This window comes from Microbacterium azadirachtae, assembly GCF_025583665.1.
Classification (GTDB): Bacteria; Actinomycetota; Actinomycetes; order Actinomycetales; family Microbacteriaceae; genus Microbacterium; species Microbacterium azadirachtae.
Map to the genome: position 1 here is coordinate 1,681,736 of NZ_CP099706.1, position 25,475 is coordinate 1,707,210.

Here is a 25,475-nt window from a genome sequence, read left to right on the forward strand (position 1 = left end):
ATCCGAGGTGCGGCTCAGCGTTCGTTCATCCGGGGGATGAGCACCTGCCGGTAGATGATCAGGATGCTGGCCGCGACCGGGATCGCGATGAGCGCGCCCAGCAGTCCGAGCAGCGCGCCTCCGGACAGAGCGGCGATCACCACGACGGCACCGGGGACGGAGACGGCGCGGTTCATCACGCGCGGCGAGATGACGTACGCCTCGATCTGCATGTAGACGAGGTAGTAGATCGCCGCGACCAGCGCCGTGAGCGGGGTCGAGCTGAGGCCCAGGCACACGAGCACGATGATCGTGGATCCGGTCAGCGTGCCGACGAGCGGGATCAGCGAGAAGAAGAACGCGATCACCGCGAGCACGATCGAGAACGGCGCCTGGATGATCGACAGGAAGAACAGGCTCAGCACGCCGTTGATCACGCCCATCGTCACCTGGCCCATGACGTAGTAGCCGACGGACGCGGTGATCTGCTCGGCGAGATCGATGAAGCGGTCCCGCTTCGATGCGGGCACCACCTGGTACACCGCACCCTTGAGCGAGGGGATCGCCGCGGTGAAGTAGATGGTCAGGATCAGGATGATGAACGTGCCGCTGATCCCGGCGAACAGCGCGCCGCCCACGACGATCACGCCCTGACCGATCGAGCTGCTGATGTCGCCGAGGTTCTTGTTCAGCCAGTCGTTCACGTAGCCGAACACGGCGTCGACGTCAAGGTTGGGGAAAAGGCTCGCGAGCCAGTGCGTGAAATCGGCCATGGCCGTGCCGCTGTTGACGATCTGGGTGATCTGCTGGACGAGCAGCGTGATCTGGTTCACCAGGATCGGGATGACCATCAGCACGATGCCGACGAAGACTCCGAGCACCACGACGACCGTGGTCAGCACCGCCGCCCAGCGCGGCAGGCGGCGGCGTGTCAGCCAGCTGACCATGGGGTCGAGGCCGAGGCTCAGGAACAGTGCTGTGCCGACATACAGCAGGATCGTCGACAGGCTCTGCACGCTCTGGATGAGCAGGATGCCGAGGCCGACGCCCAGCGTCGCCACCAGCGCGGTGCGGAACGGGTTGTGCAGCTTCATGGGATCCTTCGTGATCGGTTTCCCAGCGTAAACCGGCGTGGCTGGCGGGAACCGACGCATCGCCGCAGAATCGGCGCTGAGCCCGTCGAAGGCGCCCTCGTGGCATCCATACAGGTCGTTTCGCTAGTCTGAAACGTCGAGCGGAGATCGCGGGTGACCGCCCGTGGATCGCGGAGGAGACTTTTCGTGCGTTTTGTATGGGCCGTGGTGGCCTTCGTGCTGGCGGCCGTCCTGATCGGGACGGGCATCGCGCAGCGGACCATCTTCCTCGGGCCCAAGGATGTCACGGCCGAAGTGGCGGTGAAGACACCGCAGGCCTACACGGTGATCGACTCCGCGGTGCTCCGCGCCCACCCGGGGGAGCAGACGCTCGTCGCCCAGGGGGACGGCACGATCTTCGTCGCCCAGGCGCGCACCGCCGATCTGCAGGCCTGGCTCAGCGACACCAGCTACAACCGCATCACGCTGGGCAAGGACGGGAAGACGTCCGCGAAGGTGGTCGAGCCCACCGTCTCGCCGGCCGACGGCAAGCAGCTCGAGCGCAACCCCGCGGGTTCCGATCTGTGGCTGGACAGCTTCACCGGCAAGAACTCCCTGAGCGACAGGATGCAGGTGCCCGAGGGCGTCAGCGTGCTCGTCGCCTCCGACGGCAAGGCCGATGCCCCGCGAGACGTCGTCCTGAAGTGGCCGCTGGACACGGCGACGCCGTGGGCCGGTCCTCTCATGGTCGTCGGCGGGATCTTCCTCCTGCTCGGTCTCGTGCTGTATGTGCTGGCGATCCGTCACTCCCGCCGCGGTCGCGGCCCGCGACGCAAGGCGCCGCCGCCCCTTCCGCTCACCGAGCCGATCGACGTCGCCGACCGTGCAGCCGTGGAAGGCACGCGTGCCGATGCTCCCGCGGTCGAAGGCGCCTCGGGGAAGCCCGCGTCCGCCGACGATCCCGGCCAGGAGCCGACGTCGGAGGGCGCCGTGCGTGAGCGCCGTGCCGTGCGCCCGCGCCGTCGGGCTCTGCTGCTGCTGCCCGCCGTCGGTGTGACGGCCGCGCTCCTCACCGGCTGCACGCCGGACATCTGGCCCCAGGGGGCACCCTCGCCGACACCGTCGCCGACCGAGACCCAGGCCGTCGAGGCCGGGCAGCAGGCGCCTGCGGTGACCGAGGCGCAGGCGTCGCGCATCCTGGAAAGTGTCTCCGCGACGCTCGCCGACGCCGACAAGAACCTCGACGCCGCCAAGGCTGCGACGCGCCTGGACGGCGCGGCCCTCGAGGCGCGCAAGACGGCCTACTCGGTCCGCAAGAGCGTGGCGGACTTCGCCCTGCCCGCGACCATCCCCGCGGAGAAGATCAAGATCCTCGTCCCGCAGGCGTACGACTCGTGGCCGCGCACGGTGCTCATGCTCGTCGAGCACGGCACCGACGAGAAGGTCGCCCCGCTCATCATGACGATGACGCAGTCGGATCCGTGGTCGAACTACAAGATCTCGTCCGTCGCGGAGATGCAGGCCTCCGCCAAGCTGCCGAACATGGCACCCGCGTGGCTGGGCGCGAAGCTGACGCCGCCCGATTCCCCGTTCCTCGCCGCCGAGCCGAACAAGCTTGCCTCGGAGTTCGCGGACGTGATCGACAAGGGCGACAAGAGCGAGTTCCACGACAAGTTCGACAAGACCGCGCTCGCGTTCGCGAAGTCGGTGCAGGACAGCCGTGCGACGCTCCAGCAGGCGCTCAAGGACGCGAACGCGGACACGACGTCGAGCCTCACGTTCGCCGCGAGCGCGGGCAAGGAGCCGCCGGTGTCGATGTCCAGCATCGACAGCGGCGCGATCGTCGCGGTCACGCTCGACGACTCCCAGACGATCAAGCCGACATCGGCGGACGCCGTGATCAAGCTCGACAAGAACCCCTCTGCGAAGGCGCTCACCGGTGTGGACCAGTCGGCCACCGGCTTCGTCTCCGTGTACGGCGTGCAGCTGTTCTTCGCCGTGCCGGCGCAGGGATCCGATGACAAGATCACGCTGCTGGCCGCGTCCCAGCAGCTGCAGAGCGTGACGGAGATCAAATGACCGAGATGTCCGCAGCCGCCCTCCGCGGCGCCGTCGACCTGTCCTCGCTGCGCAACCGCCCGGCAGCTCCTGCTCAAGGCGCACCGGCGCCGGTCTCCGGCGAGGGAGGCGCCTTCCCGCTCGTCGTCGATGTGACCGATGCGACGTTCGGCCAGGTGCTGGAGCTCTCGCAGAGCGTCCCTGTCGTGGTCGATCTGTGGGCGGAGTGGTGCGGACCCTGCAAGCAGCTGAGCCCCATCCTCGAGAAGGTCGTGAACGAGCTGGCCGGCCGCCTCGTGCTCGCCAAGGTCGATGTCGATGCCAACCCGCAGCTCGCCCAGGGCTTCCGTGCGCAGTCGATCCCGATGGTGGTCGCGCTCGTCGCGGGGCAGCCGGTGCCGCTGTTCACCGGCGCGGTGCCCGAGGAGCAGGTGCGCGAGGTGTTCGCGCAGCTGCTGCAGCTCGCCGCGCAGCACGGCGTGACCGGGACGATCCCGGTCGGCGACGTCGAGGCCGAGGGTGATGCGCCCGAGCCGGAGGCGCCGCCGCTGCCGCCGCTGCACCAGGCGGCGTTCGACGCGATCGAGCAGGGCGACTACGCCGGGGCCATCGACGCCTACGAGAAGGCGCTGGCCGAGAACCCCCGCGATGAGGACGCGCGCGCGGGCCTCGGGCAGGTGCGTCTGCTGCACCGCACGCAGGGGCTGGATCTGAACGAGGTGCGCGCCGCCGCGGCCGCCGCGCCGACCGACGTCGACGCCCAGTTCGCCGTCGCCGATCTGGACGTCGCCGGTGGTCACGTCGCCGACGCCTTCGCCCGTCTCCTCGATCTGTTCACCGCGGTTCCCGCCGAGGATCAGGGCCGGGTGCGGGAGCGCCTCGTGGAGCTGTTCGGCCTGGTCGGCGACGCCGACCCCCGGGTGACCGAGGCGCGCCGGCGTCTGGCGACCCTCCTGTTCTGAGGACGACGCCGGGCGCGTCAGTGGATGCGGGGGAGCGCCTGGAGCCAGCGCTCCGTCTCGCGCGGGTGCGCCATCCGCAGCACGGGGAGCTCGGGATACTCGGCGCGCACTGCGGGCATCCGCTCGCGCCACTTTCCACGGGTCTCCGTCTGCCAGCGCAGGATGTTCTCCTCGGGGCCGCCGCGGAGCATCGCCCAGAGCGGCTTCTCGCGGTTGCCGTTCCACATCTCGGTGCGCAGGAGACTGCGGGAGACGGTCCGGCGCAGCAGCCTGGCGCGAGCGATCGCATAGGGGTAGTCGAGCCAGACGGCCAGATCGGCGCGTGACGCGAGAATCGGATCGGTGCCCTTGGCGCTGTACTGCCATTCCGTCACCCAGCGCTCGGTCGCCGCGAAGGCGCGCACGTCGGAGAGGAACGACGCGCGCGGCGTCCATCCCGGGCCGTGGAACAGCGCATCCAGCTCGATATGCGGCAGGCCGAGACGCTCCGAGAGACGTCGTGCCAGTGTCGTCTTGCCGCTGCCGGTGATGCCGGCGATGAGGATGCGCTGCGCGGAGAACGACGGCGACGCGGGATCCTCGGGCATCGGACGAGGCTAGCACTCGGAATACCCGCCCGGAATATGCGGTTGAATCGATGTGTGAGCGAACCCATCTCCATCGACATCTGGTCCGACATCGCCTGCCCGTGGTGCTACATCGGCAAGCGCAACCTCGAAGCGGGGCTTGCCGCCACCGCGGGGGACGACGACGCTCCGCAGGTGAACATCACGTTCCACTCGTTCGAGCTCTCCCCGGACACCCCGGTCGACTTCGAGGGCGACGAGGCCGACTTCCTCATGGGTCACAAGGGGATGCCGCGCGCGCAGGTCGAGCAGATGCTCGATCGCGTGACCGGCATCGCGAAGGACGCGGGTCTGGACTACCGCTTCGACTTGTTGCAGCACACCAACACGGTGAAGGCGCACGAGCTGCTCCATCACGCCAAGGCGGAAGGCCGCCAGCAGGACATGGAGGAGCGCCTCATGTCGGCGTACTTCACCGAGGGGCGCCATGTCGGGAGGATCGAGGATCTCGCCGACCTCGCGGCGGAGATCGGACTCGACCGCGATTCCGCACTGGAGGCGCTGCGCAGCGAGCGGCACCTCGTCGACGTGCGCGCCGATCAGGCGCAGGCACAGGCGTACGGCATCCAGGGCGTGCCGTTCTTCGTGATCGACGGCCAGTACGGCGTCAGCGGAGCGCAGCCGCCGGAGGCGTTCGCCGGGGTGCTGCGCGAGCTCTGGGCGAAGCGCGGCCAGGACGCCGAGGTCCTCGAGGGCTGAGCGCGCTGGAAGCTCGCCCCCCCCGGGCGGGCGTCAGGCCAGCGCGTCCTCGATGGCCGCGACGATCTCGGGATCGTCCGGCACCTGGCGGGGACGGAAGCGGCGCACGGATCCGTCGGGAGCCACGAGGAACTTCTCGAAGTTCCACTCGACGCGCCCGGCCTTGCCGTTCCCGTCCGCGGTCTGCTTGAGCGTCTGATAGAGCTCGGCGGCGCTGCGGCCGTTCACCTTGACCTTGTCGTTGATCGGGAACGAGATCCCGTACGTCGTCGAGCAGAACTCGAGGATCTGATCCATCGATCCCGGCTCCTGGCCGAAGAACTGGTTGCACGGGAAGCCGACGACGGTGAGACCGCGTTCGCCGAAGCGGCGCTGCAGCTCCTCGAGTTGTGCGTACTGCGGCGTGAGGCCGCACCTGGACGCGACGTTCACGACGAGCACCGGTCCGGTGCCGTAGTCGTCGAGGGTGCGCGTGGCCCCTTCGGCGTCGGTGAAGGGGATCTGGCGCAGCGGGGTGGCGGGCATGTGCACAAGCCTAGGGCGTGTTGATCAAGAAGGTGCGGGGTGGCCAGCCGCCGCGAGTTGCGCGGGAGAATGGGCGTGTGAAGATCCAGGTGCTGCATATCGAGGATTGCCCGAATTGGCAGGAGGCGGGCGATCGAGTACGGCTGGTGCTCGACTCGATCGGACGGGGCGATGTTCCGGTGGAGTTCGTGTTGATCCGCACCGAGGCTGAGGCGGTGAGCTCTGGTTTCGCGGGCTCGCCCACGATTCTTCTGGACGGTCAGGACTTGTTCCCGTCCCAGGGGAACACTGCCGACTTGGCGTGCAGGGTCTATCTGACCGAGCGCGGCTTTGCGGGTGCGCCGACGGTGGGACAGCTTGAGCGCACGCTGCAGGAGCGCGAAGCGCTCAGCGGAGATCGGTCTTGATCCAGATCAGCGCCGCGGCGAGGCTGACGGCGGCTCGGTAGTTGCGGGCGAGTTTGTCCGAGCGCATCGCGATGCCGCGCCACTGCTTGAGACGGTTGAAGCAGCGTTCTACGACGTTGCGTCCCTTGTAGCGTTCCTTCTGCTTGTCGCCGAAAGCGATCGGCCGGCCCGGCTTCTTGCGGCGGTGCGCGATCTGGTCGTCCCGCTCGGGGATGGTCGCCGCGATCCTCCGGTCGCGGAGCCAGGCGCGGTTCGCCCTTGAGGGGTACCCCTTGTCGGCGAGCACCCGGTCGGGGCGGGTGCGGGGGCGGCCCTTCCCGTCGCGGGGAACGCGGATGTTCTCCAGCACCGCGCTCATCATCGTGGTGTCGTTGATGTTCCCGGCGGTGATCATCATGCTCAGCGGCCGGCCGCGGCCGTCGCAGACCAGGTGCAGTTTGGTCGTCAGCCCGCCGCGGGAGCGTCCGATCCCGTGATCAGGCGGCTCGGACCACGGATTCTTGTGATTCGGCACAGCCCCCTGTGTCCCGGGCGAGGGTCGCGCCGTGCTGATGCACGCGCGCGATCGTGGAGTCGATCGAGACGACCCAATCGATTTCCCCAGCGGCGTCGGCCTGCTTCTGCACCTCGGTGAGCAGCTTCTGCCAGGTGCCGTCCCCGGCCCACCGGTTGAACCGCTTGTAGATCGAGTTCCACTTCCCGAACCGTTCCGGAACGTCACGCCACGGCGCACCGGTCCGGTACTTCCACGCCATCCCCTCGATAGCGAGCCGGTGATCCGTCCACGGCCGCGACCGACCGGTCACCGTCGGCATCAACGGCTCCATCACGGCCCACACCTCGTCAGAGATCTCCTGTCGCGTCACCGTTCAAGACTCACCCACCGAGGAGCGGAACCTCTTGATCAACACGCCCTAGGCGCGGCGGGCATCCCGGGTCCCGGATCTGGGACAATGGAAGGGATATGACTCTCGCCCCTGCTCCCGTCCGGCCCCTGCAGATCGGCCCGCTGCGCATCGACGTCCCCGTCGTGCTCGCCCCGATGGCGGGCATCACCAACACCGCGTTCCGCCGTCTGTGCCGCGAGTACGGCGCCGGCCTGTACGTCAGCGAGATGATCACCTCGCGCGCCCTCGTGGAGCGCAACGCGATCACGATGCGGCTGATCCAGCATCACGAGAGCGAGACGCCGCGATCGATCCAGCTCTACGGAGTGGACCCCGGGACCATCTCCGAGGCCGTGCGCATCATCGTCGCCGAGGACCGTGCCGATCACATCGACCTCAACTTCGGCTGCCCGGTGCCCAAGGTCACCCGCAAGGGCGGTGGCGCGGCGCTGCCGTGGAAGATCGGCCTGTTCTCGGAGATCGTGGAGCGCGCCGTCAAGGCCGCAGGCGACATCCCGCTCACGGTCAAGATGCGCAAGGGCATCAGCAAGGACCACCTGACGTTCCTCGACGCGGGGCGCGCCGCCGAGGACGCCGGCGCCGCGGCGGTCGCGCTGCACGCGCGGACCGCGGGGGAGTACTACTCGGGTCACGCGGACTGGTCGGCGATCGGCGAGCTCAAGCAGGCGGTCACCTCGATCCCGGTGCTCGGCAACGGCGACATCTGGAGCGCCGACGACGCGGTGCGGATGATGGCGGAGACCGGGTGCGACGGCGTCGTGGTCGGTCGCGGCTGCCTGGGACGGCCGTGGCTCTTCGGCGAGCTCGCGGGCGCCTTCGGCGACGAGAACGCCGTGCAGGTCGACGCGACGCTCGGATTCGTGAAGGACGCGTTCCGTCGCCATGCGGAGCTGCTCGTGGAGTTCTTCGAGGATGAGGACCGCGGCTGCAAGGACATCCGCAAGCACGTCGCCTGGTACTTCAAGGGCTATCCGGTCGGCGGTGACATCCGCTCGGCTCTCGCCCGGGTGTCGACGCTTCAGGAGGTCGACGACATCCTGGGAGCGCTCGGCGACGCGCCGTACCCCGGCGCTCCTGCGGAGGGACAGCGAGGCCGCGCCGGCACACCCAAGCGCACGGCGCTCCCCGACGGCTGGCTGGACTCCCGCGAGGTCGCCGCCGAGGTCACCGACATGATGCGCGGCGCCGAGGTCGAGAACAGTGGCGGCTGAGGTGGGGGCCGCGCCGGCGATCGGGATCGTGCCGCTCGCGCCCGGCTATGACGCGCATGACGCGGCCCGCTTCTTCGCCGAGACGCACCGCTCCGAGCGGGACGACTTCGCCCGCGACCGCGCGCGCGTCCTGCACTCCGCCGGCCTTCGCCGTCTGGCCGCCAAGACCCAGGTGCTGAGCCCGGCGTCGACCGCCGATTTCGCCCGCAACCGCCTGACGCATTCGCTCGAGGTCGCCCAGGTGGGTCGCGAGCTCGCCGTCGCGCTGGGCGTCTCCGCCGACGTCGTCGACACCGCCTGCCTCAGCCACGATCTCGGTCATCCGCCGTTCGGTCACAACGGCGAGCGCGCTCTCAACGAGTGGGCCGAGGACATCGGCGGCTTCGAGGGGAACGCGCAGTCGTTGCGGATCCTGACCCGGCTCGAGGCGAAGGTGCTCGACGACCGAGACCGATCCGTCGGCCTCAACCTGACCCGGGCCAGCCTCGACGCGACCTGCAAGTACCCGTGGACGGCGGACAGTCCGATACCGGATCCCGGCGGACGGCTGAAGTTCGGCGTGTACCCCGAGGACGAGGACGTGTTCCGCTGGATGCGCGAAGGCGCCCCGGGGCGGCTGCGTTGCATCGAGGCCGAGATCATGGACCTGTCCGATGACATCGCCTACTCCGTGCACGACTTCGAGGACGCGATCGTCAACGGCTACCTCGACGTGGCGCAGCTCGCCGACCCGGCGGAGCATCACGCGCTGGTCGGACGGATCCAGCAGTGGGTCGGCTACGACTACAGCCGCGAGGACCTGGCCGACGCGCTGTACCGGCTCACGCGTCAGCCGATGTGGCTGACGTCGTTCGACCGGTCCCGGCGCGACCTCGCCCGCTTGAAGAACCTCACGAGCGACATGATCGGGCGTTTCGCGCGCGCCGCGGTGTCTGCGACCCGCGAGGCGTACCCGGGTGCCAACCTCGCGCGCTACAACGCGCACGTCGTGGTGCCGCGGGTGATCGAGGCGGAGATCGCAGTGCTCAAGGGGATCATGGGACAGGCCATCGTCACGATCGACGCCCGCCGCGGCGTCTACAAGGAGCAGCGCCGGGTGCTCAAGCGCCTGGCCGACGCGCTCTGGTCGACCGACGCGCTGTGGACCGCCGGCGCCGACGTGCTCGAGCCGGCGTTCGCCGCCGACTTCCACGATGCCGGATCCGATGCCGAGCGCGCGAGGGTGGTCGTGGACCAGATCGCGAGCCTGACCGATCAGACGGCCGTGGACTGGCACAATCGCCTGGTCGGCGACATCGATCCCGCCGAGGTGGGGATCTGGTCGCCGCGGCACGCCCGGCCGCGCGCCGCGCACGCCGCCCGGTCCGCCGCGCTGCACGCGCTGCCCGGCGACGGCGGGCGCTGATGCCGAGGATCGCGCAGGCCGACGTCGACGAGGTCAAGTCGCGCACCAACATCGCCGACATCGTGGGGGAGAGGGTCTCGCTGAAGTCCGCCGGCGTGGGATCGCTCAAGGGCCTGTGCCCGTTCCACGACGAGAAGAGCCCGAGCTTCCACGTGCGGCCCCAGGTCGGCTACTACCACTGCTTCGGCTGCGGTGCGTCCGGCGACGTGTACTCCTTCCTGCGGGAAATGGATCACGTGAGCTTCACCGAGGCGGTGGAGCGCCTCGCCGCGCGCGTGGGCTACACGCTGCACTACGAGGACGGCGGGCCCGCACCGGAGACGAGCGGGCGGAGTCGTCTGTACGCGGCGAACACCGCGGCGGCGGAGTTCTTCCGCAGTCAGCTGCTCAGCCCCGAGGCCGAGTCGGCGCGCGCCTTCCTGGGGCAGCGCGGATTCGACGCGGGCGCTGCCGCGCACTTCGGCGTCGGCTACGCGCCCCGGGGCTGGGACGGCATGCTCAAGGCGCTCAGCGCGCAGGGATTCACGCGGGACGAGCTCACCGCGGCCGGTCTCGTCTCGGCAGGCCAGCGCGGCGTCTACGACCGGTTCCGCGGCCGCGTCGTATGGCCGATCCGCGACGTGACGGGCCAGACCATCGGCTTCGGCGCGCGCAAGCTCTACGACGACGATCAGGGGCCGAAGTACCTGAACACCCCCGAGACGCCGATCTACAAGAAGGCCCAGGTCCTCTACGGGCTGGACCTCGCCAAGCGGGACATCTCGCGGGGAGACCCGAAGCGCGTCGTCGTGGTCGAGGGATACACGGACGTGATGGCCTGCCATCTCGCCGGCGTCACGACCGCGATCGCCACGTGCGGCACGGCCTTCGGTGCCGAGCACATCAAACTGCTGCGGCGCGTCATGGGCGACGACTCGGCGGCGGGTGAGGTCGTGTTCACGTTCGACGGCGATGAGGCGGGCCAGAAGGCGGCCCTGCGCGCCTTTGCGGAGGACGACCGGTTCAACGCGCAGACGTTCGTCGCGGTGGCGCCCGACGGGCTGGATCCGTGCGACCTGCGCCTGCTGCGCGGCGACCAGGCGGTCCGCGGTCTCATGTCGACGAAGGTGCCGATGTTCGAGTTCGTGATCGATCGCAAGATCGCCTCCTTCGATCTCGGCACCGCTGAAGGACGCGTCGGAGCGCTCAGGGCCGCGGCGCCCATCGTGGCCGAGATCCGGGACCCGCTCCTGCGCCCGGAGTACGAGCGCATCCTCGCCCGCCGCCTCGGCATGGACCCGACCGACGTGCACGCCGAGGTGCGACGCCACGAGCGGCGTCGACGCGACGGCACGCCCGCCTCGCGTGAGCAGTCGTCCACGCCCGTCGCCTCGGCGCCGCAGACGCCGGGTGACGCGCCTTCGGCCGCTCCTGTCGTGACGCTCGCGACGCTGCCGCGCACCGGCGACGCGCCGCTCGAGCGGGACGCCCTGATGGGCGCCCTGCAGTACGGGCACCAGCTGGACGCCGATCTGCTTCAGCGGGCGGTCAGCACGCCGTTCGCGGTGCCCGCACTGGATGCCGTGCGCGACGCGATCGCGCAGGTGGCGGATCGGCAGCGGCCCGGATGGGCGCTGCAGGCGGTCGACGCCGTGCGGGAGCCGTATCGAGGTCTCGCCGGCGAGCTGCTCATGGCGGCGTTCCCCGCGCGAGATGAGCAGGGTGCGCGGGCATCGGCCACGGATCTGTGCCGGCGTCTCATCGTCCGCGGGCTTCAGCGCGAGAAGAGCGAACTGCTGGGGGCGATCCAGCGTCTGCCCGCCGACTCGGACGGAGCCAGGGCGATCGCCCGGCGCCTTGTCGAGATCGACGCCGAGCGGCAGCGCTACATCGAGTCCTGAGGCCCGCCGTGCCGGGCTGTCCTGTCGCCGTCGGATTCAGGCAGGATGGGAGCCATGGCACGTTCGAGCGGGGACCCATCGGCGGCGATCGTCTGCGAGGATCTCGTGATCGACCGCGCGGGGCACTCGGCGCCGACGCGCGCGATCGACGGCGTGACCTTCTCGCTGGACGCCGGCGAGCTCATCTGCATCGCCGGCGCGACCGGATCCGGCAAGTCGACGCTGGTGGGGGCCCTGGCGGGGGTCTCCGATCCGTCGATCAAGGTGGTCGGCGGTTCGGCGACGGTGTGCGGGGTGTCCGTGCGTCACCCGGGGCGTCGGCTTCGCGAGCTCACGTATCGGGCCGGCTACCTGCCGCAGAATGCGGGCGCGCTGCTTACCCCGCAGCTGACGGTGCACGAGATCATCGCCGAGCCGATCCTGCAGCGCGAGCGCCGGGTGAACGTCAAGGCGCTGTCCATCCGCGTGGCGACCCTCCTGGACGAGCTTCACCTGCCGCTCGGGCTCGCGGCGTCGTTCCCGTACGAGCTCAGTGCCGGGATGCGTCAGCGGGTCGCGATCGCCCGCTCGCTCGTCCTCGACCCTCGGGTGCTGATCGCCGACGAGCCTCTCGCGAACCTCGATCTGGAGGTGCGGCCCGTGGTGTTCGACGCGATCACTCGACGTCGATCAGAGCGAGGCATGGCGGCCCTGCTGGTCAGCAATGACGCCGCGTTCGCCCGCGAGCTGGGTGCGGCGACGCTCATGATCAGGGATGGGCACGTGGTCGCGCGGGGTGTCGGCGCCGATCTGCTGTGGACGCCGGGGGCCGATCACGCGATCTGACGCCCGAACGCGGCGACGGCTTCCACGGCCTCGTCTGTTGCCGTGATCGGAGCACGGTGCGAGACTCGGCGCATGAGCTCAGAAGCTGCCATCGCCGTCGCGATGTTCACGGTCGCCGATCAGGATTCCGCCGTCGCGTTCTACACCGGGACCCTTGGCTGGGAGGTCCGGATGGACGTGAACTGGGGAGCGGGTGCCGACGCCGGGCGCTGGGTGGAGGTCGCTCCCGTCGGCTCCACGGCGCGCCTCGCCGTGAACCCGCCGATGGGAGGCGAGCCCGGCGGGGGATCCATCGGCATCGAGGTCGCGGATCTCGTCGCGGAGAAGGCGCGGCTGCAGGCCGTCGGACTCGACGTCGCGAACGAGATGCCGGCCGGTGGCCCCGTGCCGGCGATGTTCTCCGTCAACGATCCCGACGGGAACTGGATCTGGGTCGTTCAGGCCGGTTGAGCCGCCCCTCGCGGAACGCGGACGGGGCGGGGAGAGTTCGCGCCGCCCGCACCCCGGTCAGTGCTGTGGCCGCTGATCTTCGCGGCGCATCGTGTACCGCATGCGCCGCACGGAGGAGAACCCTGAACGGTGTGCGGCGTCCTCCAGCGCCGCCGCGGTGGGGCTCTGCACTGAGGAGAGAAGGGCGAAGGCTCGCTGAGCCCGGCGGCGTTCCAGTTCCCGGGCCGGGGTGGTGCCCACTTCGGCGAACAACCGGTGCAGGTACGACAGCGACATCGCCAGCTCGCGGGCGATGTCCTCGACTTTGACGGTCGGGTCCAGGTACTTGTCGTCGATGAGGCGGATCGCGTCGCGCAGATGGCCCGTTCGATCCTTCGCAAGCTGACGATGCACGGGTCCCGCGGCGTCCGCGAGCGCAGCCGCGATGCTGCTGGCGAGCGCGTAGTCGACGTAGGCGGCGCTCGCATCCCAGGCCGTCGCGGGCGCGAGCGCGATCGCACCTGTCATGGCCGTCAGGAGGTTGAAGTGCGCATCGTTGAGGCTGTGGACGCGCCCCAGCAGTGAGTCGAAGCTCGCCTGTCGCAGGAGCCTGGTCTCGAAGCGCCAGATGATGCGCGCCCACGGCGCGGAGGCACTGCTCTCCGTGGGCTGATCGCCGGGCACCACGAGAAGCTCCTGCGGGCGGATGCGGGACTCCGTCGCTCCGCTCGTCACGGTCCCGACGCCGTCCACCCCGAGAAACGCCCACATGCTTCCGGCAGGGAACGGGGCCGCCTGGAACCGGCCGGGGGTCGTCCACAGCCGCGCGACGCTCCACTGCGAGTCGCCGGCCGCGTCCAGATCGACACGAGGGGCTGGTCGCGTGTCGCAGGTCCAGCCGATCCGGGACAGTTCGCTCTCCGTCGAGGGGCGCCACGCGGTGCCCGTCTCATTCCGCTCCGGGGTCATGGCCCGTTTCCTTCCGCTAGCGCGACACTATGCCTCTCACGGCAGCTGATCCAGTGCCGACCATTCCTCGCGTCAGGTGCCACTTTCCGCTGTTTCGATCGTTCTGCCTGTGGAGACGTGGAAGACGCGGACTCCTTTCGGCATTGTCGTCGTTTGTGGAGAAAGCAGGCTGTGGGCGTTGAGAATCCGGAACGGAGTGTCAGATCCTCGCATCTTGTTGTTCAAGACCTCGCACGATTCCCGTGCGTCGAGATGCCGTCTTTCCGTCGTTCCGTAACCTCATCGAGGCATGCACGGCCGCTGGGGCGGCGAGTGCTGCGCGAATCCCGGAGCGGTCTGCCCTGGCCCGTGACGACGTCATCGCCACGGTGCACAGGTGATCGCCGCATCGGTCTTTCATACACATAAGGGGACATCGAATGAACGACAACGACCACCTGGTCAACGCTCGCACCTCGCGGACGATCACCCGCCGGACCATCATCAAGGGCGCCGCGTGGTCCGTCCCGGTGATCGCCGCGGCGTCGACCCTCCCGCAGGCGGCAGCCAGCGGGCCGTGCCCGTGCGCTGCCTCCACGCCGCTCCTGATGGACTCGGGCAGCTGGCCGGGCGGGATGAAGCAGGACGGCAACTTCGGCGGCGGGCCGTTCCTCTTCGCCGACCAGTCGCCGCTCAACCCGGGCCAGCTCGAGGCCCTTCCCGACCGTGTCGGGATCACCATGCTCTATCAGTACTTCTGGATCTCCACTCCGATCGAGGTCTGCGCCGGTCGCACGTACACCTGGACCTACGAGGTGCAGGGGAGCCGCGGTGACAGCGCCGCAGGTGGTGGCGGCGCAGAGCAGTTCATGGACGTCGGGTGGAGCACCACGGCGAACACGAACGCCCTCGACTACGCGTGGACCAACTCCTTCTACTCGCGGACGACGTCGACGCGCCACGCGGGCGCCGTCCAGGTCACGAGCCCGACGGCACCGGGTCCGGGCGGCTACTACGGCTTCGGTGGCGTCCTGGGTGCCAGCTACACGGCGACCTCCACCTTCGTCGCGCCGATCACGGGGACCGTGTACCTCAAGGTGCGGTGGACCGGTGTGCTCGGCAACGGCGTGAACAACGACGACTACGGCATCGTCTCGCTGGGTCTGGCCTGCGCCTGACCGCCGTCGTCTTCGGCACGCGCGGCGCACGTCGCGCCTGTCGAAGGCCGCCGCAGACGGAGGGGCTGCTCCGCAGCCATGGGGACTCACGTCGGCGGCGGAAGGGGCCCGTCACGGGTTCCGAACCGATCGACCTTTCCCTCCCCGGAGTCGATCGGGAGCCGGCACGGGATCCCGCCCGTGCCGGCTTCATCTGTTCACGGCGAGGACGCGGGCATGGCGGCGACCGCCTCACTGCAAGTCGGTCACGGGTACGAACCGATAGCCGAGGCCTTGGATGCCGGTGACGATCTCATCGACCATGGAGAGCTTCAGGAAGGGATGGAAGAAGAAGCTCGCCGTCGCGTCGGTGACGACCAGATTGCGCTTCGCCCGCCCCACGAGACTCGCGGCCGAGCGGGCCGGGTGATTGTTCTGCGCCGTCAGCGTCGGGTTCTCCAGGTCCTCGGGATAGACGGTGGTGCCGTAGATGTCGTGCACCGTGTAGGGGAAGAACTGTTCGAACGCGTCATCCGGGGTCGCCGCTGCGGATGTCAGTGAACCGGGCCAGTACTCGGCCTGCTCGTACCGTGCGTCGTAGAGTCCTGACATGGCGAGGTAGGCGTTGACGGACGCCGAGTAGTGCGGGGTCTCGAAGATCGTCGGCGCTCCGAGGCCTGCGTCGATCATCGCCTGCCTCCCCTGTTCGAGGCGCTGACGGTTCGCCGCGATCGTGTCGTCGGGGAGGGGACCCTGCTTCTCCACCCAGGAATCGGATCCGCATGGTTCCCAGCGATACGGCGGGGCCGCGGTGGCGCTGCAGCCGTAGCGGTAGAACTCGTAGTCGTCGCCACTGCGGCCGCTGTACGGATTGGGGAGACTCCCGTACTGGTGGGTCGTTCCGTGCTGGATGAGGGTTCCGCCATGATCCTGCATGTACCTCAGGGCGTCGACGACCTCGGGCGCGTCGCTCAGACTGAGCGCGTACGGCGCCTTCCTGCCCGGCGCGTGATCGACCAGGATCGGGATGACAGCGACCTGGAAGGGGATCTTGCGTGCCGCGAAGTAGTCGGCGAAGGCGCGAAGCTCCGAGGGATCCGATTCCGGATTCACGTCCTCGATGCGCACCGCGGCTCGCCGCACCGGTGCCCGCCCCGGAGCGAGAGCCGGGGAGAGCAGGTCTGCGAACACCAGGTACCCGCCGTTCTCGTCGATAAAGGACAGCGGCACTTCCGCGACGTAGGTAAGGTTGTTCGACCGGATCGCCCACGGCACGGATTGCAACCCCGTGCCCGACGGAGGACGGCACCCGGCGGACGACGCGGGGACGGCGCAGGTCGCGGTGGCGACCACGTCCACACCCGGCTGAACGCCACCGGGAATCCAGATCGTGGCATCGGAAGGGTGTGCCCGGGGGAGGTCCTGCCCTTTGTACCGGAGCTTCGTCAGGTCCTTGCTCGTGACATCGAGCGGGGCGTCCGGGCTCCAGCCGTACTGAGCGGCGAAGCTCTCGCCGCCTGAGGGGCTCTGTGCCAGGGTGTCGCTGTTCGCTCCCAGCCAGATGACCGGCACGGTGGCCGCGCGGACGTCGTCGACGAATGCCTGCGGCACGACCGTGTCCGCGGACACCCCGACGTAGATCACCGCGGTGAAGCCCGCCATCCGGCCGGAGGTGTACTCACGGATCGGGACGATCTCTGCTTCGCCGAAGTGCGTCGCCAGGTTGCCGGCGGCGATCGCGGACACCTCGCCGCGGAACTCCCGCGGTGCCGTGTCATCGTAGAGCACGAGTGTCGAAACACCGTTCTGCAGGCCGTACTTCGGGCTGAGCCGGGGCGAGGCCGTCTGCGGTGTCTGGGGTGCCGCGGTCGCGAATTCCCGGGCCAAGGGCGAGCCCTCGCCCGGGACGAGACCGTCGTCCGTGAACGCGAACACGCTCCCGACGCAGACCGTCGGGAGCGCCACCATGAATGCCGCCCACCCGAACCGCCGGATGCGTCTCAGCGATCGTGACCGGGCAGGGAGCCTGAGCTCAGCGTGCATGCGGCACGAACTCGTCGACGGCATCCGCCCGTCCGAAATGTCGCGCGATCGCGGACACCGTCCGGCGTGACGCCTGACCGTCCCCATACGGGTTCACCGCCTGCGCCATCCGGTCGTAGGCAGCCGGATCACGGAGGAGGAGGGTCACGGCGTCGACGATGGCCTCCTCGTGGGTGCCCACCAGCCGCGCCGCTCCAGCGTCGACGGCTTCCTGCCGTTCCGTCGTGTCGCGCATGACCAGGACGGGTTTGCCGAGCGCCGGAGCCTCTTCCTGAACGCCGCCGCTGTCCGTGAGCACCAGGCGGCAGCGCTGCAGCAGCATGCAGAAGTCCGTGTAGGGCAGGGCGTCGACGACGAGGATGTTCGGGCGGTTCTCGAGAATCGGGAGAATCGTCGCGCGCACCAGCGGGTTGCCGTGCGCAGGCAGGACGAGATCATGATCCGGAAACCTGTCCGCGATCCGCGCGAGGGCCGACCCGATCCGGCGGAGAGGCGGGCCCCAGGACTCGCGGCGGTGGGTCGTGACGAGCAGCATCGGGCGGTTCTCGTCGAGGATCCGGGCGAGCGGCGCGGCCAGCGGCTCGCCTCGCGCGACGACATGGAGGAGCGCGTCGATCACCGAGTTGCCGGTGACCGCGATCGTCGCCGGGTCGATGCCTTCGGACAGGAGGTTGCGCCGCGCGAGTGCGGACGGCGCCAGGTGCAGCGCCGCGATCTGCGAGATGAGTCGCCGATTGCCCTCTTCGGGGAAGGGCGAGAGGAGGTCGCCGGTCCGCAGGCCGGCTTCCGCATGGACGACCGGGATCTTCGCGTAGAACGCTGCGAGCGCCCCCGTGAAGCTCGTCGTCGTGTCGCCCTGGACCAGGACGGCGTCCGGCCGCAGCTCGTGCAGTGCGGGCGTCAGGCCGCGCAGCACTCGCCGGCTGATGCTCTCGAGGGTCTGTCCGGGGGAGTGGATGTCGAGGTCGACATCGGGCGCGATGCCGAATGCGCGGTGGACCTGGTCCAGCATCTCCCGGTGCTGGCCGGTGACGACCACGTGCGTGTGGAACCGCGGGTCCGCGCGGAGGGCCGCGATCAGCGGCGCGAGCTTGATCGCCTCGGGGCGGGTGCCGTAGACCGCCATGACGCGGATCTGCGCGAGCGGAAGCGGGTCAGACGTCATGCGTTCATCTCTTTCGGTCGGTCGGTTCCTCGTCCTATTCGTGTGTTCTGCGCGCGACCATGGACCTCGGAGAGCCGAGCGGTCTTCGCCCACGAGCTGCGTCGCAGGAGCGTGCGCCCGAGCGCCCTCCACGCCGCGACGTACCAGAGCAGGGAGTAGAAGACGTAGCCATGGAGCAGGACGACGGCGCGTGACGGCGTGAGCGCATGATCGCGTTCCACCTGCAGGTAGGTCCTCGCATGGAAGAACGACATGCCGAAGGTCAGCAGATAGATCACGAGCCACCACGTGCTGGGGCGCAGTGTTCCCAGCGTCGCCTCGATCGCGTCTGCGCTCACGGCGAGCACCAGGCCTGCCGACAGCACCGAACTGAGGATCTGGAGGAAGGGGCTGGTCACGTGATAGAGCAGATCTGCGCGGCTGAGGCCGTGCGTCGTCTCCAGCAGCTCCGGTACGAGGGGCCAGCTCTGCAGGTGCCCCTGGAACCACCGTGTGCGCTGCCTGATCCACTTCGAGACCTCGACCAGGCCCTGCTGATGGACGAACGCAGTCGGGCAGAACTCCACCTCCCACCCGCGGAAATGCAGCCGGAGGCCGAGGTCGAGGTCTTCGGTCAGGCTGCGGGACCACGGGGCGGCGCCGAGGCTGTCGAGCGCCGCCAGGCGCACGAACTGTCCGTTGCCTCCCAGGCCGACGCTGCCGAGATGCCGACGACCCCGCTGATAGATGTTCGTGTAGAGCACGAATTCGATGTCCTGCATTCGGGCGAGCCAGTTCCTCTCCCTGTTGTTGATGCGGACGCCGATCTGGACGGCGCCCATCGAGGGGTCGTCGAAGAAGGGCAGGACGTCGTCGAGTGCGTGCAGGTCGAGACGCCCGTCCGCATCGACGATGCAGACGATGGTGTCGAAGGGATCCACGTCATCGATCACCGCCCCCGACCTGATGTGCGCGATCGCGGCGTTGAGCGCCTCGCCCTTGCCTTGGCGAGCCTCGGGAAGCGTCCGCCGCAGCAGGTGCAGAGCCGGGTGCGAACGGTGGAGCACGATCGCCGAGGTGTCGTCCGCGGATCCGTCGTCCACGACGAGGATGTGGATCCCGGGTCGCCAGAGCGTGAGCAGCCGATCGATGCTCGCACCGATCACCCGGCCCTCGTTGAGGCAGGGCAGCACGAACACCACGGGGCGCAGGTCGCCGGAACCTCGTCGGCGGCGATGCAATGCCACGAGCGGCTTGCGCAGAGAGAGCGCGTAGAGGAGGAGGTTGTAGACGATGCCGGACAGGATGAAGAGGGTCATGACCGCCAGCACCGCATCGACGACATGACCGTGGACGAGGATCACCGTGTCGGCGCCCCATCGTGAGCGCGTACCGGGTACAGTTCGTCGGTGTGCCCGGCGAATCGCGGTCGGCGCCGCTGCCGCGTGCGGTGACGCAGTGACGCCGTGACGAGCGCGAAAGCGGCGAACAGCCAGTAGGCGAGGAACATGCCGACGCAGAACATCAGCAGGAATCTGGCGCCGCCGTTCACCACGTGAAGAAGGTCGACAAGAACCGTACTTTTAACCACGATGCTGCGTCCCCCCGGCGAGCCCTGGATTGCGGTGCACGGCCCCACGTCTGTCGTGGGACGCGCCGCATTCGATCCTCACGACTATGCCGCGCATCGAGGTCGTGCTCTTCGCCGTCCATGGCGCGGTGATCGAGTTCGACGCATTCACGGACGAGACTGCTCATGCTCGCCTGATTCCACGTTCGCACGCAGACCGTCGGCTCTTGTGCGCGATGCCGTGAGCTCGGATGCGATGAGCATCGTGTCGGCGTCAGTCGTGACGGGCTCATGTCGGCGCTGAGCTCACCAACGACGAAGCCCCGTCGCAAGGACGGGGCTTCGGGGGATTGCTCCCCGGCTTGGACTCGAACCAAGAACCTGCCGGTTAACAGCCGGCTGCTCTGCCAATTGAGCTACCGAGGAATGCTTCCCGCTGCGCGGGCAACTCGTCAACTATAGCAAAGGTTGACCGTTCATCCCGCCTCGGGCCGCCGCCCGGGCGCGTCGCCCGCCGGGGTGGGGTCGGTCACCCTTCGAGGTTGTCCACTCCCGGGAGCCAGCTCGCGCCGGGGCGGCCCCAGCCGCGCTTCCGGGCGATCTTCTGCACGGTCTTCCAATCGCCGTCGTCGAGGCGATCGACGTAGAGGATGCCGTCGAGGTGGTCGAACTCGTGCTGCATGATCCGCGCCCGCCAGCCGTCGACCTCGATGCGGACGTCGTCGCCGTTCAGATCGGTCCCGGTCACGAGCGCGCGCTCGGAACGGCGCAGCGGGAACCGCTCGCCGGGGAACGACAGGCAGCCCTCCGACTCCAGATCGGGATCGGGGGAGCCGGGCTCGAGAGGGGCGATCCAGAGCACAGGGTTGATGATCTCGCCGCGCCAGGGGTTCTCGTCGTCATCGACGTACGAATAGACGTAGATGCGCAGGCCGACGCCGACCTGGGGCGCCGCGAGGCCGACGCCGGGCGCGACGTCCATCGTCTCGTACATGTCCGCCACGAGCGTGCGGATCTCGTCGGTGATCTCGCCGACCGGGTCGGCGGGGGAATGCAGGACGGGGTCGCCCATGATGCGAATCGGAAGCACTGCCACGCGTCAACCCTAGTCGGCGGCGAGGGGCGGGTAGTCTCGAAGGGTGCTTGAGGACCTGACGCGGAACATGGGGGCGGCGGACGTCGGCGAACACCTCGCCGGCGTGTTCGCGAACCCCGGCCTGCTGATGGGCATCCCGCTCGCGTTGGCGGGCGCCGTGTTCATGTCGCTGGGCGCGCAGTATCAGCACCGGGGCGTCGAGAAGGTCGAGCGGCTGAGCGGCTCAGACGCGGCTACGGGACTGAGCTGGCAGCAGGTGAAGGGGCTGCTGACGCGGCCCTCCTGGATCGTCGGCACGCTCATGCTGGTCCTGGCCATCGTCTGTCAGCTCGCCGCCCTCACGAAGGCGCCGCTGATCGTCGTGCAGCCGCTCGGGGCCATCGCGCTCGTGATCACCACGCTGCTCAACGCGCGGGTGAGCGGCGTGGCTCCGACGAAGCGCTCGCTGGTATCGATCTTCGCGTGCGTGGGCGGCATCTTCATCTTCGTGCTGTTCGCCGCGCTGTTCGCCGTCGAGCGCGACATCAGCGAGATCCAGCTGTTCACGATCCTCACGATCCTGCTTCTCGTGATCATCCTTCTCGGCACCTGCTGGCTGATCCTGCGGCACCGCATGCGCGCGCTCTTCTACGTCAGCGGCGCCGGAATCCTGTACGGCTTCGTCGCGACACTGGCCAAGGCGGTGCTGGTCCGGATCCAGTCCGGCCAGTTCGACTGGCTCACGGCGGTGTGCGTGATCGCGCTGATCGCGGCCGGCGCCGCGGGCGCCTACTTCGTACAGACCGCGTACGGATCCGGCCCGCCCGACCTGGTGATCGCCGGATTGACCGTGATCGATCCCATGGTGGCGGTCCTGATCGGGCTGCTCGTGCTCGAGGAGGGTGCGGCGGCCCCGGTCTGGGTCTTCGTCGCCTTCGGGATCTCGGGGGCCATCGCGGGCTGGGGCGTCGTCACGCTGGCGCGATACCACCCGCAGGTGGTCAGCGAGAGTCAGGAACTGCCCATCACCCGCGGCAGCGGCGGCGGAGCCGCCGCCCCGACCGGGTCGGAGGCGAACGGCGAGACGACTCAGGAGCCTTCGCGCTCCGCAGAGCCTCCGGCGCCGGGTGACGATCCGGACGCACCGGAATGGCCCACGAACGTGGCTCCGATCCGGCGGGACGACCTGCCTCGCGGCGGCGCCACCGAGCGCGGAAACGGATCCGACGGCCGCTGATCCGCTCGACTCCGACCGCGGCGCCTTTCGACGACGGCGCCGCGGTGCGGGTCAGTAGTCCACGTCGATGAGGTCGGGTGCGACCTCGGAGGCGGCAGCCTCATCCACGAAGAACACCGTGCGCTTGCGACCCTTGGCGCCGGCCGCCGGGACGTTCTCGTAGTTGGCGCCCGCAAGGGCCAGGCCCAGTGCGGAGGCCTTGTCGGCTCCGGTCAGCACGAGCCAGACCCGCTTGGACGCGTTGATCACCGGGCGGGTCAGAGTGATCCGCTCCGGGGGCGGCTTGGGGGAGTCGCGCACCGGAAGCACGGCCGCATCGATCACGGTGATCTCCGGCCGATCCGGGAACAGCGAGGCGATGTGGCCGTCCGGTCCGACGCCGAGGAAGCAGACCGCGAACGACGGCCAGGCTCGGTCTTCTTCACCGAAACGCGCGAGCTCTGCGGCGTAGGCTGCGGCGCCCTCATCGAGCGTCAGGCCCGCGTCGCTCGCGGCCATCTCGTGCACGTTCTCGGCCGGGACGGAGATCCGATCCAGCAGGGCGGCGCGCGCCTGACCGGCATTGCGATCCGGGTGGTCCCTGGGGACGAAGCGCTCGTCGCCCCACCAGAAGTGCACGAGCGACCAGTCCACCTCGTGGGCGCGAGGATCCTCCGCGACCGCGCGCAGGACGGCGGATCCCATGCTCCCGCCGGTCAGGGCGATGTGCGCGAGGCGCCCGTCCTTGATGCGCGCCTGGACGCGCACGAGGAAGCGGTCGGCGACGCGCCGCGCCAGCGAGACGGGATCCGCGTCGATGACGACGCGCTTGGCGGGGGAGTCGGAGGCCATGTCAGGCGACCGGCTCGGGCGCGCTGAGCTTGGCGAATCCCTCGGTGATCACGCGGCCGTAGAGCACGTCGGGGTCGAGCCGGCGCAGCTCCTCGGCCAGGCACTCCCGCAGCGTCCGACGCGGCAGGTGGAGCTCGTGGTCCGGCTGTCCGGGCTGCGTGAGCATCGCGGATCCCGGTACCGGGCGCTCCAGCAGGATGTCGCCGTTGGCGCGGGTGAGCCGCACCGACTTGATGCCGTGCGCCCAGTGCGCGATCGGCTCGTACGCCCAGCGGACCGGGACGTCCAGCGCGAGGCCCAGCCAGGCGGCGAGCAGCGCGGTGGAGGGGGAATCGGCGGCGCCGCGCACCTCGACCGCGGTCACCTCGTCGAACGGCGGCTGATCGAGGACGGCGGCGAGCTGCTCGCGCCAGTGCGTGAGCCGGGTCCAGGCGAGATCGGTGTCGCCCGGGACGTGTGTGCGTCCGAGCACCTCGAGCTGCGCGCGCACATCGCTCGCGGTCGCCGCGTCGGTGATGCGGCGCTGTGCGATTCGTCCGAGCGGCGATTCCGCCGGCGCTTCCGGCGCCAGCGTCGGCCACCAGACGACCACGGGGGCGTCGGGCAGCAGGAGACCCGTGACCAGGCTCTCCTCGTTGCTGGCGGCGTCGCCGTAGGCGTGCAGCACGACGACCTCGCTCGCGCCGGCGTCGCCGCCGACCCGGATCTGCGCGTCCAGGTGTGCCTCGCCCTCGCTCGTGGTCAGCACGATGACGCGCATCGGGTGCTCGCGGGATGCGTCGTTCGCGGCGTCGACCGCCGCCTCCAGCGCGTCGTCCGGCGCCGCGATGATGAGTGTGAGCACGCGACCGAGCGCGACGACGCCGCCCTCTTCGCGAGCCTTGACCAGGTTCTTCGCGACCTGGCTGGTGGTGGTGTCGGGCAGATCGATGATCACGGGCGCCTCCAGACACGTCCGTCGCGGGCGAGCAGGGCATCGGCGGAGGCCGGGCCCCAGGATCCGGGAGCGTACTGCTCCAGCGGGCCGCCCTCGGCGGCCCAGTACTGCTCGACCGGATCGAGGATCTTCCAGCTGAGCTCGACCTCCTCGTGGCGCGGGAACAGCGGCGGATCGCCGAGGAGGACGTCGAGGATCAGTCGTTCGTACGCCTCAGGGCTGGCCTCGGTGAACGCGTGTCCATAGCCGAAGTCCATGGTCACATCGCGCACGTTGCTGCCGTTGCCCGGAACCTTGGAACCGAACCGCAGCGTCACGCCCTCATCGGGCTGCACGCGGATCACGAGGGCGTTCTGGCCCAGCTCGGAGGTCTGCGCACCACCGAACAGATGCTCCGGAGCGCGCTTGAAGACGACCGCGATCTCGGTCACGCGGCGGCCGAGGCGCTTGCCGGTGCGCAGGTAGAACGGCACGTCGGCCCAGCGCCGGGTGTTGATCTCGAGCTTGACCGCGGCGTAGGTCTCCGTGATGGACTCCGGATCCATGCCGTCCTCGTCGAGGAAGCCGGTGACCTGCTCGCCGCCCTGCCAACCGCCGGCGTACTGTCCGCGGGCCGTGGCGAGCGAGAGGTCGTCGGGCAGCGAGACGGCTGCGAGAACCTTCTCCTTCTCGGCGCGCAGGTGCTCGGCCGACAGGCTGATCGGCTCCTCCATCGCGGTGAGCGCAAGCAGCTGCAGCAGGTGGTTCTGGATGACGTCGCGGGCGGCGCCGATGCCGTCGTAGTAGCCGGCACGGCCCCCGACGCCGATGTCCTCCGCCATCGTGATCTGCACGTGATCCACGTAGTTGCGGTTCCAGATCGGCTCGTACAGCTCGTTCGCGAACCGCAGCGCGAGGATGTTCTGGACCGTCTCCTTGCCGAGGTAGTGGTCGATCCGGAAGATCGAGTCGGCCGGGAACGTGCCCTCCAGGGCGTCGTTGAGCGCCCGTGCGGACGCGAGGTCGTGTCCGAACGGCTTCTCGATCACGACGCGCCGCCAGTGGTCGGCGTCCTCGTGTCCCTCGACGAGTCCCGAGTCGCGCAGCTGCCGTGCGACCAGCGGGAACTGGTTCGGCGGGATCGAGAGGTAGTACGCGTGGTTGCCCATGGTGCCGCGTTCGACGTCGAGCTTCTCGACGGTCTCGCGCAGCCGGCGGAACGCGTCCGGGTCTCCGAACTCACCGGAGACGAAGCGGATGCCCTGCAGCAGCTGCGCCCACGTCTCCTCGCGGAACGGGGTGCGCGCGTGCTCCTTCACCGCGTCGTAGACGACCTGCGCGAAGTCCTGGTCCTCCCAGTCACGGCGGGCGAAGCCGACCAGGGCGAAGCCGGGGGGCAGCAGGCCGCGGTTGGCGAGGTCGTAGACGGCGGGCATCAGCTTCTTGCGCGACAGGTCGCCGGTGACGCCGAAGATCACCAGTGCGCTGGGTCCGGCGATCCGGTTCAGCCGGCGATCGTCGGGGTCACGCAGGGGGTTGTGGCCGCGGGAGACGTGGACAGTCATCA

At 69.4% G+C, this 25,475-nt stretch carries 24 protein-coding genes and 1 tRNA gene; 11 read left to right on the forward strand and 14 right to left on the reverse strand.

From position 1 onward, the window contains the following. Window positions 1–14: 14 nt before the first annotated feature. Window positions 15–1,073, reverse strand: coding sequence for an AI-2E family transporter (locus NFX31_RS07970; protein ID WP_262957130.1), 1,059 nt, complete (start codon window positions 1,071–1,073; stop codon window positions 15–17). A 186-nt stretch (window positions 1,074–1,259) separates the two neighbouring features. Between NFX31_RS07970 and NFX31_RS07975 the strand changes: the two genes are divergently transcribed. Together NFX31_RS07975 and NFX31_RS07980 are read left to right on the forward strand one after the other, a co-directional pair. Next, entirely contained in the window at window positions 1,260–3,131 is a 1,872-nt protein-coding gene (locus tag NFX31_RS07975; RefSeq protein ID WP_262957131.1) for a DUF8094 domain-containing protein, read from the forward strand. Continuing rightward, window positions 3,128–4,072 carry a tetratricopeptide repeat protein gene (locus tag NFX31_RS07980; protein WP_262957132.1) on the forward strand — a complete coding sequence of 315 codons (945 nt, stop codon included), beginning with the start codon at window positions 3,128–3,130 and terminating at the stop codon, window positions 4,070–4,072. Before NFX31_RS07975 ends, NFX31_RS07980 begins: the two co-directional genes overlap by 4 nt. A 17-nt stretch (window positions 4,073–4,089) precedes the next feature. On the opposite strand, the gene NFX31_RS07985 is transcribed toward NFX31_RS07980, so the two are convergent. Then, on the reverse strand, window positions 4,090–4,659 hold the full coding sequence (locus tag NFX31_RS07985) for an AAA family ATPase (RefSeq protein WP_262957133.1): 570 nt from the start codon (window positions 4,657–4,659) through the stop codon (window positions 4,090–4,092). Between the two features lie 54 nt (window positions 4,660–4,713). Between NFX31_RS07985 and NFX31_RS07990 the strand changes: the two genes are divergently transcribed. Beyond that, on the forward strand, window positions 4,714–5,397 hold the full coding sequence (locus tag NFX31_RS07990; RefSeq protein ID WP_045252113.1) for a DsbA family oxidoreductase: 684 nt from the start codon (window positions 4,714–4,716) through the stop codon (window positions 5,395–5,397). Window positions 5,398–5,430: 33 nt separating this feature from the next. Here the strand turns inward: NFX31_RS07990 and NFX31_RS07995 are convergent, their stop codons facing one another. Continuing rightward, window positions 5,431–5,922, reverse strand: a complete 492-nt coding sequence (locus NFX31_RS07995) for a glutathione peroxidase (RefSeq protein ID WP_045252112.1) — start codon at window positions 5,920–5,922, stop codon at window positions 5,431–5,433. Window positions 5,923–5,999: 77 nt separating this feature from the next. Here NFX31_RS07995 and NFX31_RS08000 point away from each other — a divergent pair, with 77 nt between their 5' ends. Then, on the forward strand, window positions 6,000–6,329 hold the full coding sequence (locus NFX31_RS08000) for a hypothetical protein (RefSeq protein ID WP_026095586.1): 330 nt from the start codon (window positions 6,000–6,002) through the stop codon (window positions 6,327–6,329). On the opposite strand, the gene NFX31_RS08005 is transcribed toward NFX31_RS08000, so the two are convergent. Then, window positions 6,310–7,156 (reverse strand): IS5 family transposase gene (locus NFX31_RS08005; protein WP_233449959.1). Its coding sequence is split into 2 segments (ribosomal slippage): window positions 6,310–6,849 and window positions 6,851–7,156, totalling 846 coding nucleotides; the frame shifts between segments, so codons are not numbered across the junction. The two genes, NFX31_RS08000 and NFX31_RS08005, sit on opposite strands and share 20 nt — an antisense overlap. Before the next feature lie 137 nt (window positions 7,157–7,293). Here NFX31_RS08005 and dusB point away from each other — a divergent pair. The 5 genes from dusB to NFX31_RS08030 all read left to right on the forward strand — a co-directional run bounded on the left by dusB (window position 7,294) and on the right by NFX31_RS08030 (window position 13,008). Continuing rightward, entirely contained in the window at window positions 7,294–8,448 is a 1,155-nt protein-coding gene (gene dusB / locus NFX31_RS08010) for a tRNA dihydrouridine synthase DusB (RefSeq protein ID WP_045252111.1), read from the forward strand. Continuing rightward, window positions 8,438–9,853 (forward strand): deoxyguanosinetriphosphate triphosphohydrolase, encoded by a 1,416-nt coding sequence (locus NFX31_RS08015; protein ID WP_045252110.1) that lies wholly within the window; start codon window positions 8,438–8,440, stop codon window positions 9,851–9,853. The genes dusB and NFX31_RS08015 overlap by 11 nt, the downstream gene beginning before the upstream one ends. Then, window positions 9,853–11,733, forward strand: coding sequence for a DNA primase (gene dnaG / locus NFX31_RS08020; protein ID WP_045252109.1), 1,881 nt, complete (start codon window positions 9,853–9,855; stop codon window positions 11,731–11,733). Before NFX31_RS08015 ends, dnaG begins: the two co-directional genes overlap by 1 nt. Before the next feature lie 54 nt (window positions 11,734–11,787). After that, window positions 11,788–12,558 (forward strand): ATP-binding cassette domain-containing protein, encoded by a 771-nt coding sequence (locus NFX31_RS08025; protein WP_045252108.1) that lies wholly within the window; start codon window positions 11,788–11,790, stop codon window positions 12,556–12,558. A gap of 72 nt (window positions 12,559–12,630) precedes the next feature. Further along, window positions 12,631–13,008, forward strand: a complete 378-nt coding sequence (locus NFX31_RS08030; protein WP_045252107.1) for a VOC family protein — start codon at window positions 12,631–12,633, stop codon at window positions 13,006–13,008. 57 nt (window positions 13,009–13,065) lie between these two features. Here NFX31_RS08030 and NFX31_RS08035 read toward each other — a convergent pair whose 3' ends face one another. Continuing rightward, window positions 13,066–13,956 carry a helix-turn-helix domain-containing protein gene (locus NFX31_RS08035; RefSeq protein WP_045252106.1) on the reverse strand — a complete coding sequence of 297 codons (891 nt, stop codon included), beginning with the start codon at window positions 13,954–13,956 and terminating at the stop codon, window positions 13,066–13,068. Window positions 13,957–14,375: 419 nt separating this feature from the next. Between NFX31_RS08035 and NFX31_RS08040 the strand changes: the two genes are divergently transcribed. Further along, window positions 14,376–15,113, forward strand: coding sequence for a hypothetical protein (locus NFX31_RS08040; protein ID WP_045252105.1), 738 nt, complete (start codon window positions 14,376–14,378; stop codon window positions 15,111–15,113). Window positions 15,114–15,344: 231 nt separating this feature from the next. Here NFX31_RS08040 and NFX31_RS08045 read toward each other — a convergent pair whose 3' ends face one another. The 6 genes from NFX31_RS08045 to def all read right to left on the reverse strand — a co-directional run bounded on the left by NFX31_RS08045 (window position 15,345) and on the right by def (window position 20,945). Further along, complete coding sequence (locus tag NFX31_RS08045; RefSeq protein ID WP_262957134.1) at window positions 15,345–17,060, reverse strand: DUF2334 domain-containing protein; 1,716 nt, start codon at window positions 17,058–17,060, stop codon at window positions 15,345–15,347. Window positions 17,061–17,124: 64 nt separating this feature from the next. Next, window positions 17,125–18,300, reverse strand: coding sequence for a non-hydrolyzing UDP-N-acetylglucosamine 2-epimerase (gene wecB / locus NFX31_RS08050; RefSeq protein WP_262957135.1), 1,176 nt, complete (start codon window positions 18,298–18,300; stop codon window positions 17,125–17,127). Beyond that, window positions 18,297–19,643: a glycosyltransferase family 2 protein gene (locus tag NFX31_RS08055; protein WP_262957136.1), complete on the reverse strand. Its 1,347-nt coding sequence runs from the start codon at window positions 19,641–19,643 to the stop codon at window positions 18,297–18,299. Before NFX31_RS08055 ends, wecB begins: the two co-directional genes overlap by 4 nt. Continuing rightward, a complete protein-coding gene (locus tag NFX31_RS08060; protein ID WP_156156832.1) occupies window positions 19,640–19,834 on the reverse strand; it encodes a hypothetical protein in 195 nt (64 codons plus the stop codon). The genes NFX31_RS08055 and NFX31_RS08060 overlap by 4 nt, the downstream gene beginning before the upstream one ends. Window positions 19,835–20,202: 368 nt before the next feature. Then, window positions 20,203–20,275: transfer RNA gene (locus NFX31_RS08065), tRNA-Asn, on the reverse strand. A gap of 103 nt (window positions 20,276–20,378) precedes the next feature. Beyond that, window positions 20,379–20,945, reverse strand: a complete 567-nt coding sequence (gene def / locus NFX31_RS08070) for a peptide deformylase (protein ID WP_082072480.1) — start codon at window positions 20,943–20,945, stop codon at window positions 20,379–20,381. Window positions 20,946–20,988: 43 nt separating this feature from the next. Here def and NFX31_RS08075 point away from each other — a divergent pair, with 43 nt between their 5' ends. Then, window positions 20,989–22,161, forward strand: coding sequence for a DMT family transporter (locus NFX31_RS08075; RefSeq protein WP_420847431.1), 1,173 nt, complete (start codon window positions 20,989–20,991; stop codon window positions 22,159–22,161). Window positions 22,162–22,212: 51 nt separating this feature from the next. Here the strand turns inward: NFX31_RS08075 and pgl are convergent, their stop codons facing one another. The 3 genes from pgl to zwf are packed head-to-tail and all read right to left on the reverse strand — an operon-like array spanning window position 22,213 to window position 25,473. Next, the gene (pgl, locus tag NFX31_RS08080; protein WP_045252101.1) at window positions 22,213–22,992 is read right to left on the reverse strand and encodes a 6-phosphogluconolactonase; all 780 of its coding nucleotides are present in this window, start codon (window positions 22,990–22,992) and stop codon (window positions 22,213–22,215) included. Between the two features lies 1 nt (window position 22,993). Beyond that, entirely contained in the window at window positions 22,994–23,929 is a 936-nt protein-coding gene (locus NFX31_RS08085) for a glucose-6-phosphate dehydrogenase assembly protein OpcA (protein ID WP_045252100.1), read from the reverse strand. Next, the gene (gene zwf, locus NFX31_RS08090; protein WP_045252099.1) at window positions 23,926–25,473 is read right to left on the reverse strand and encodes a glucose-6-phosphate dehydrogenase; all 1,548 of its coding nucleotides are present in this window, start codon (window positions 25,471–25,473) and stop codon (window positions 23,926–23,928) included. Before zwf ends, NFX31_RS08085 begins: the two co-directional genes overlap by 4 nt. Window positions 25,474–25,475: the final 2 nt, after the last annotated feature.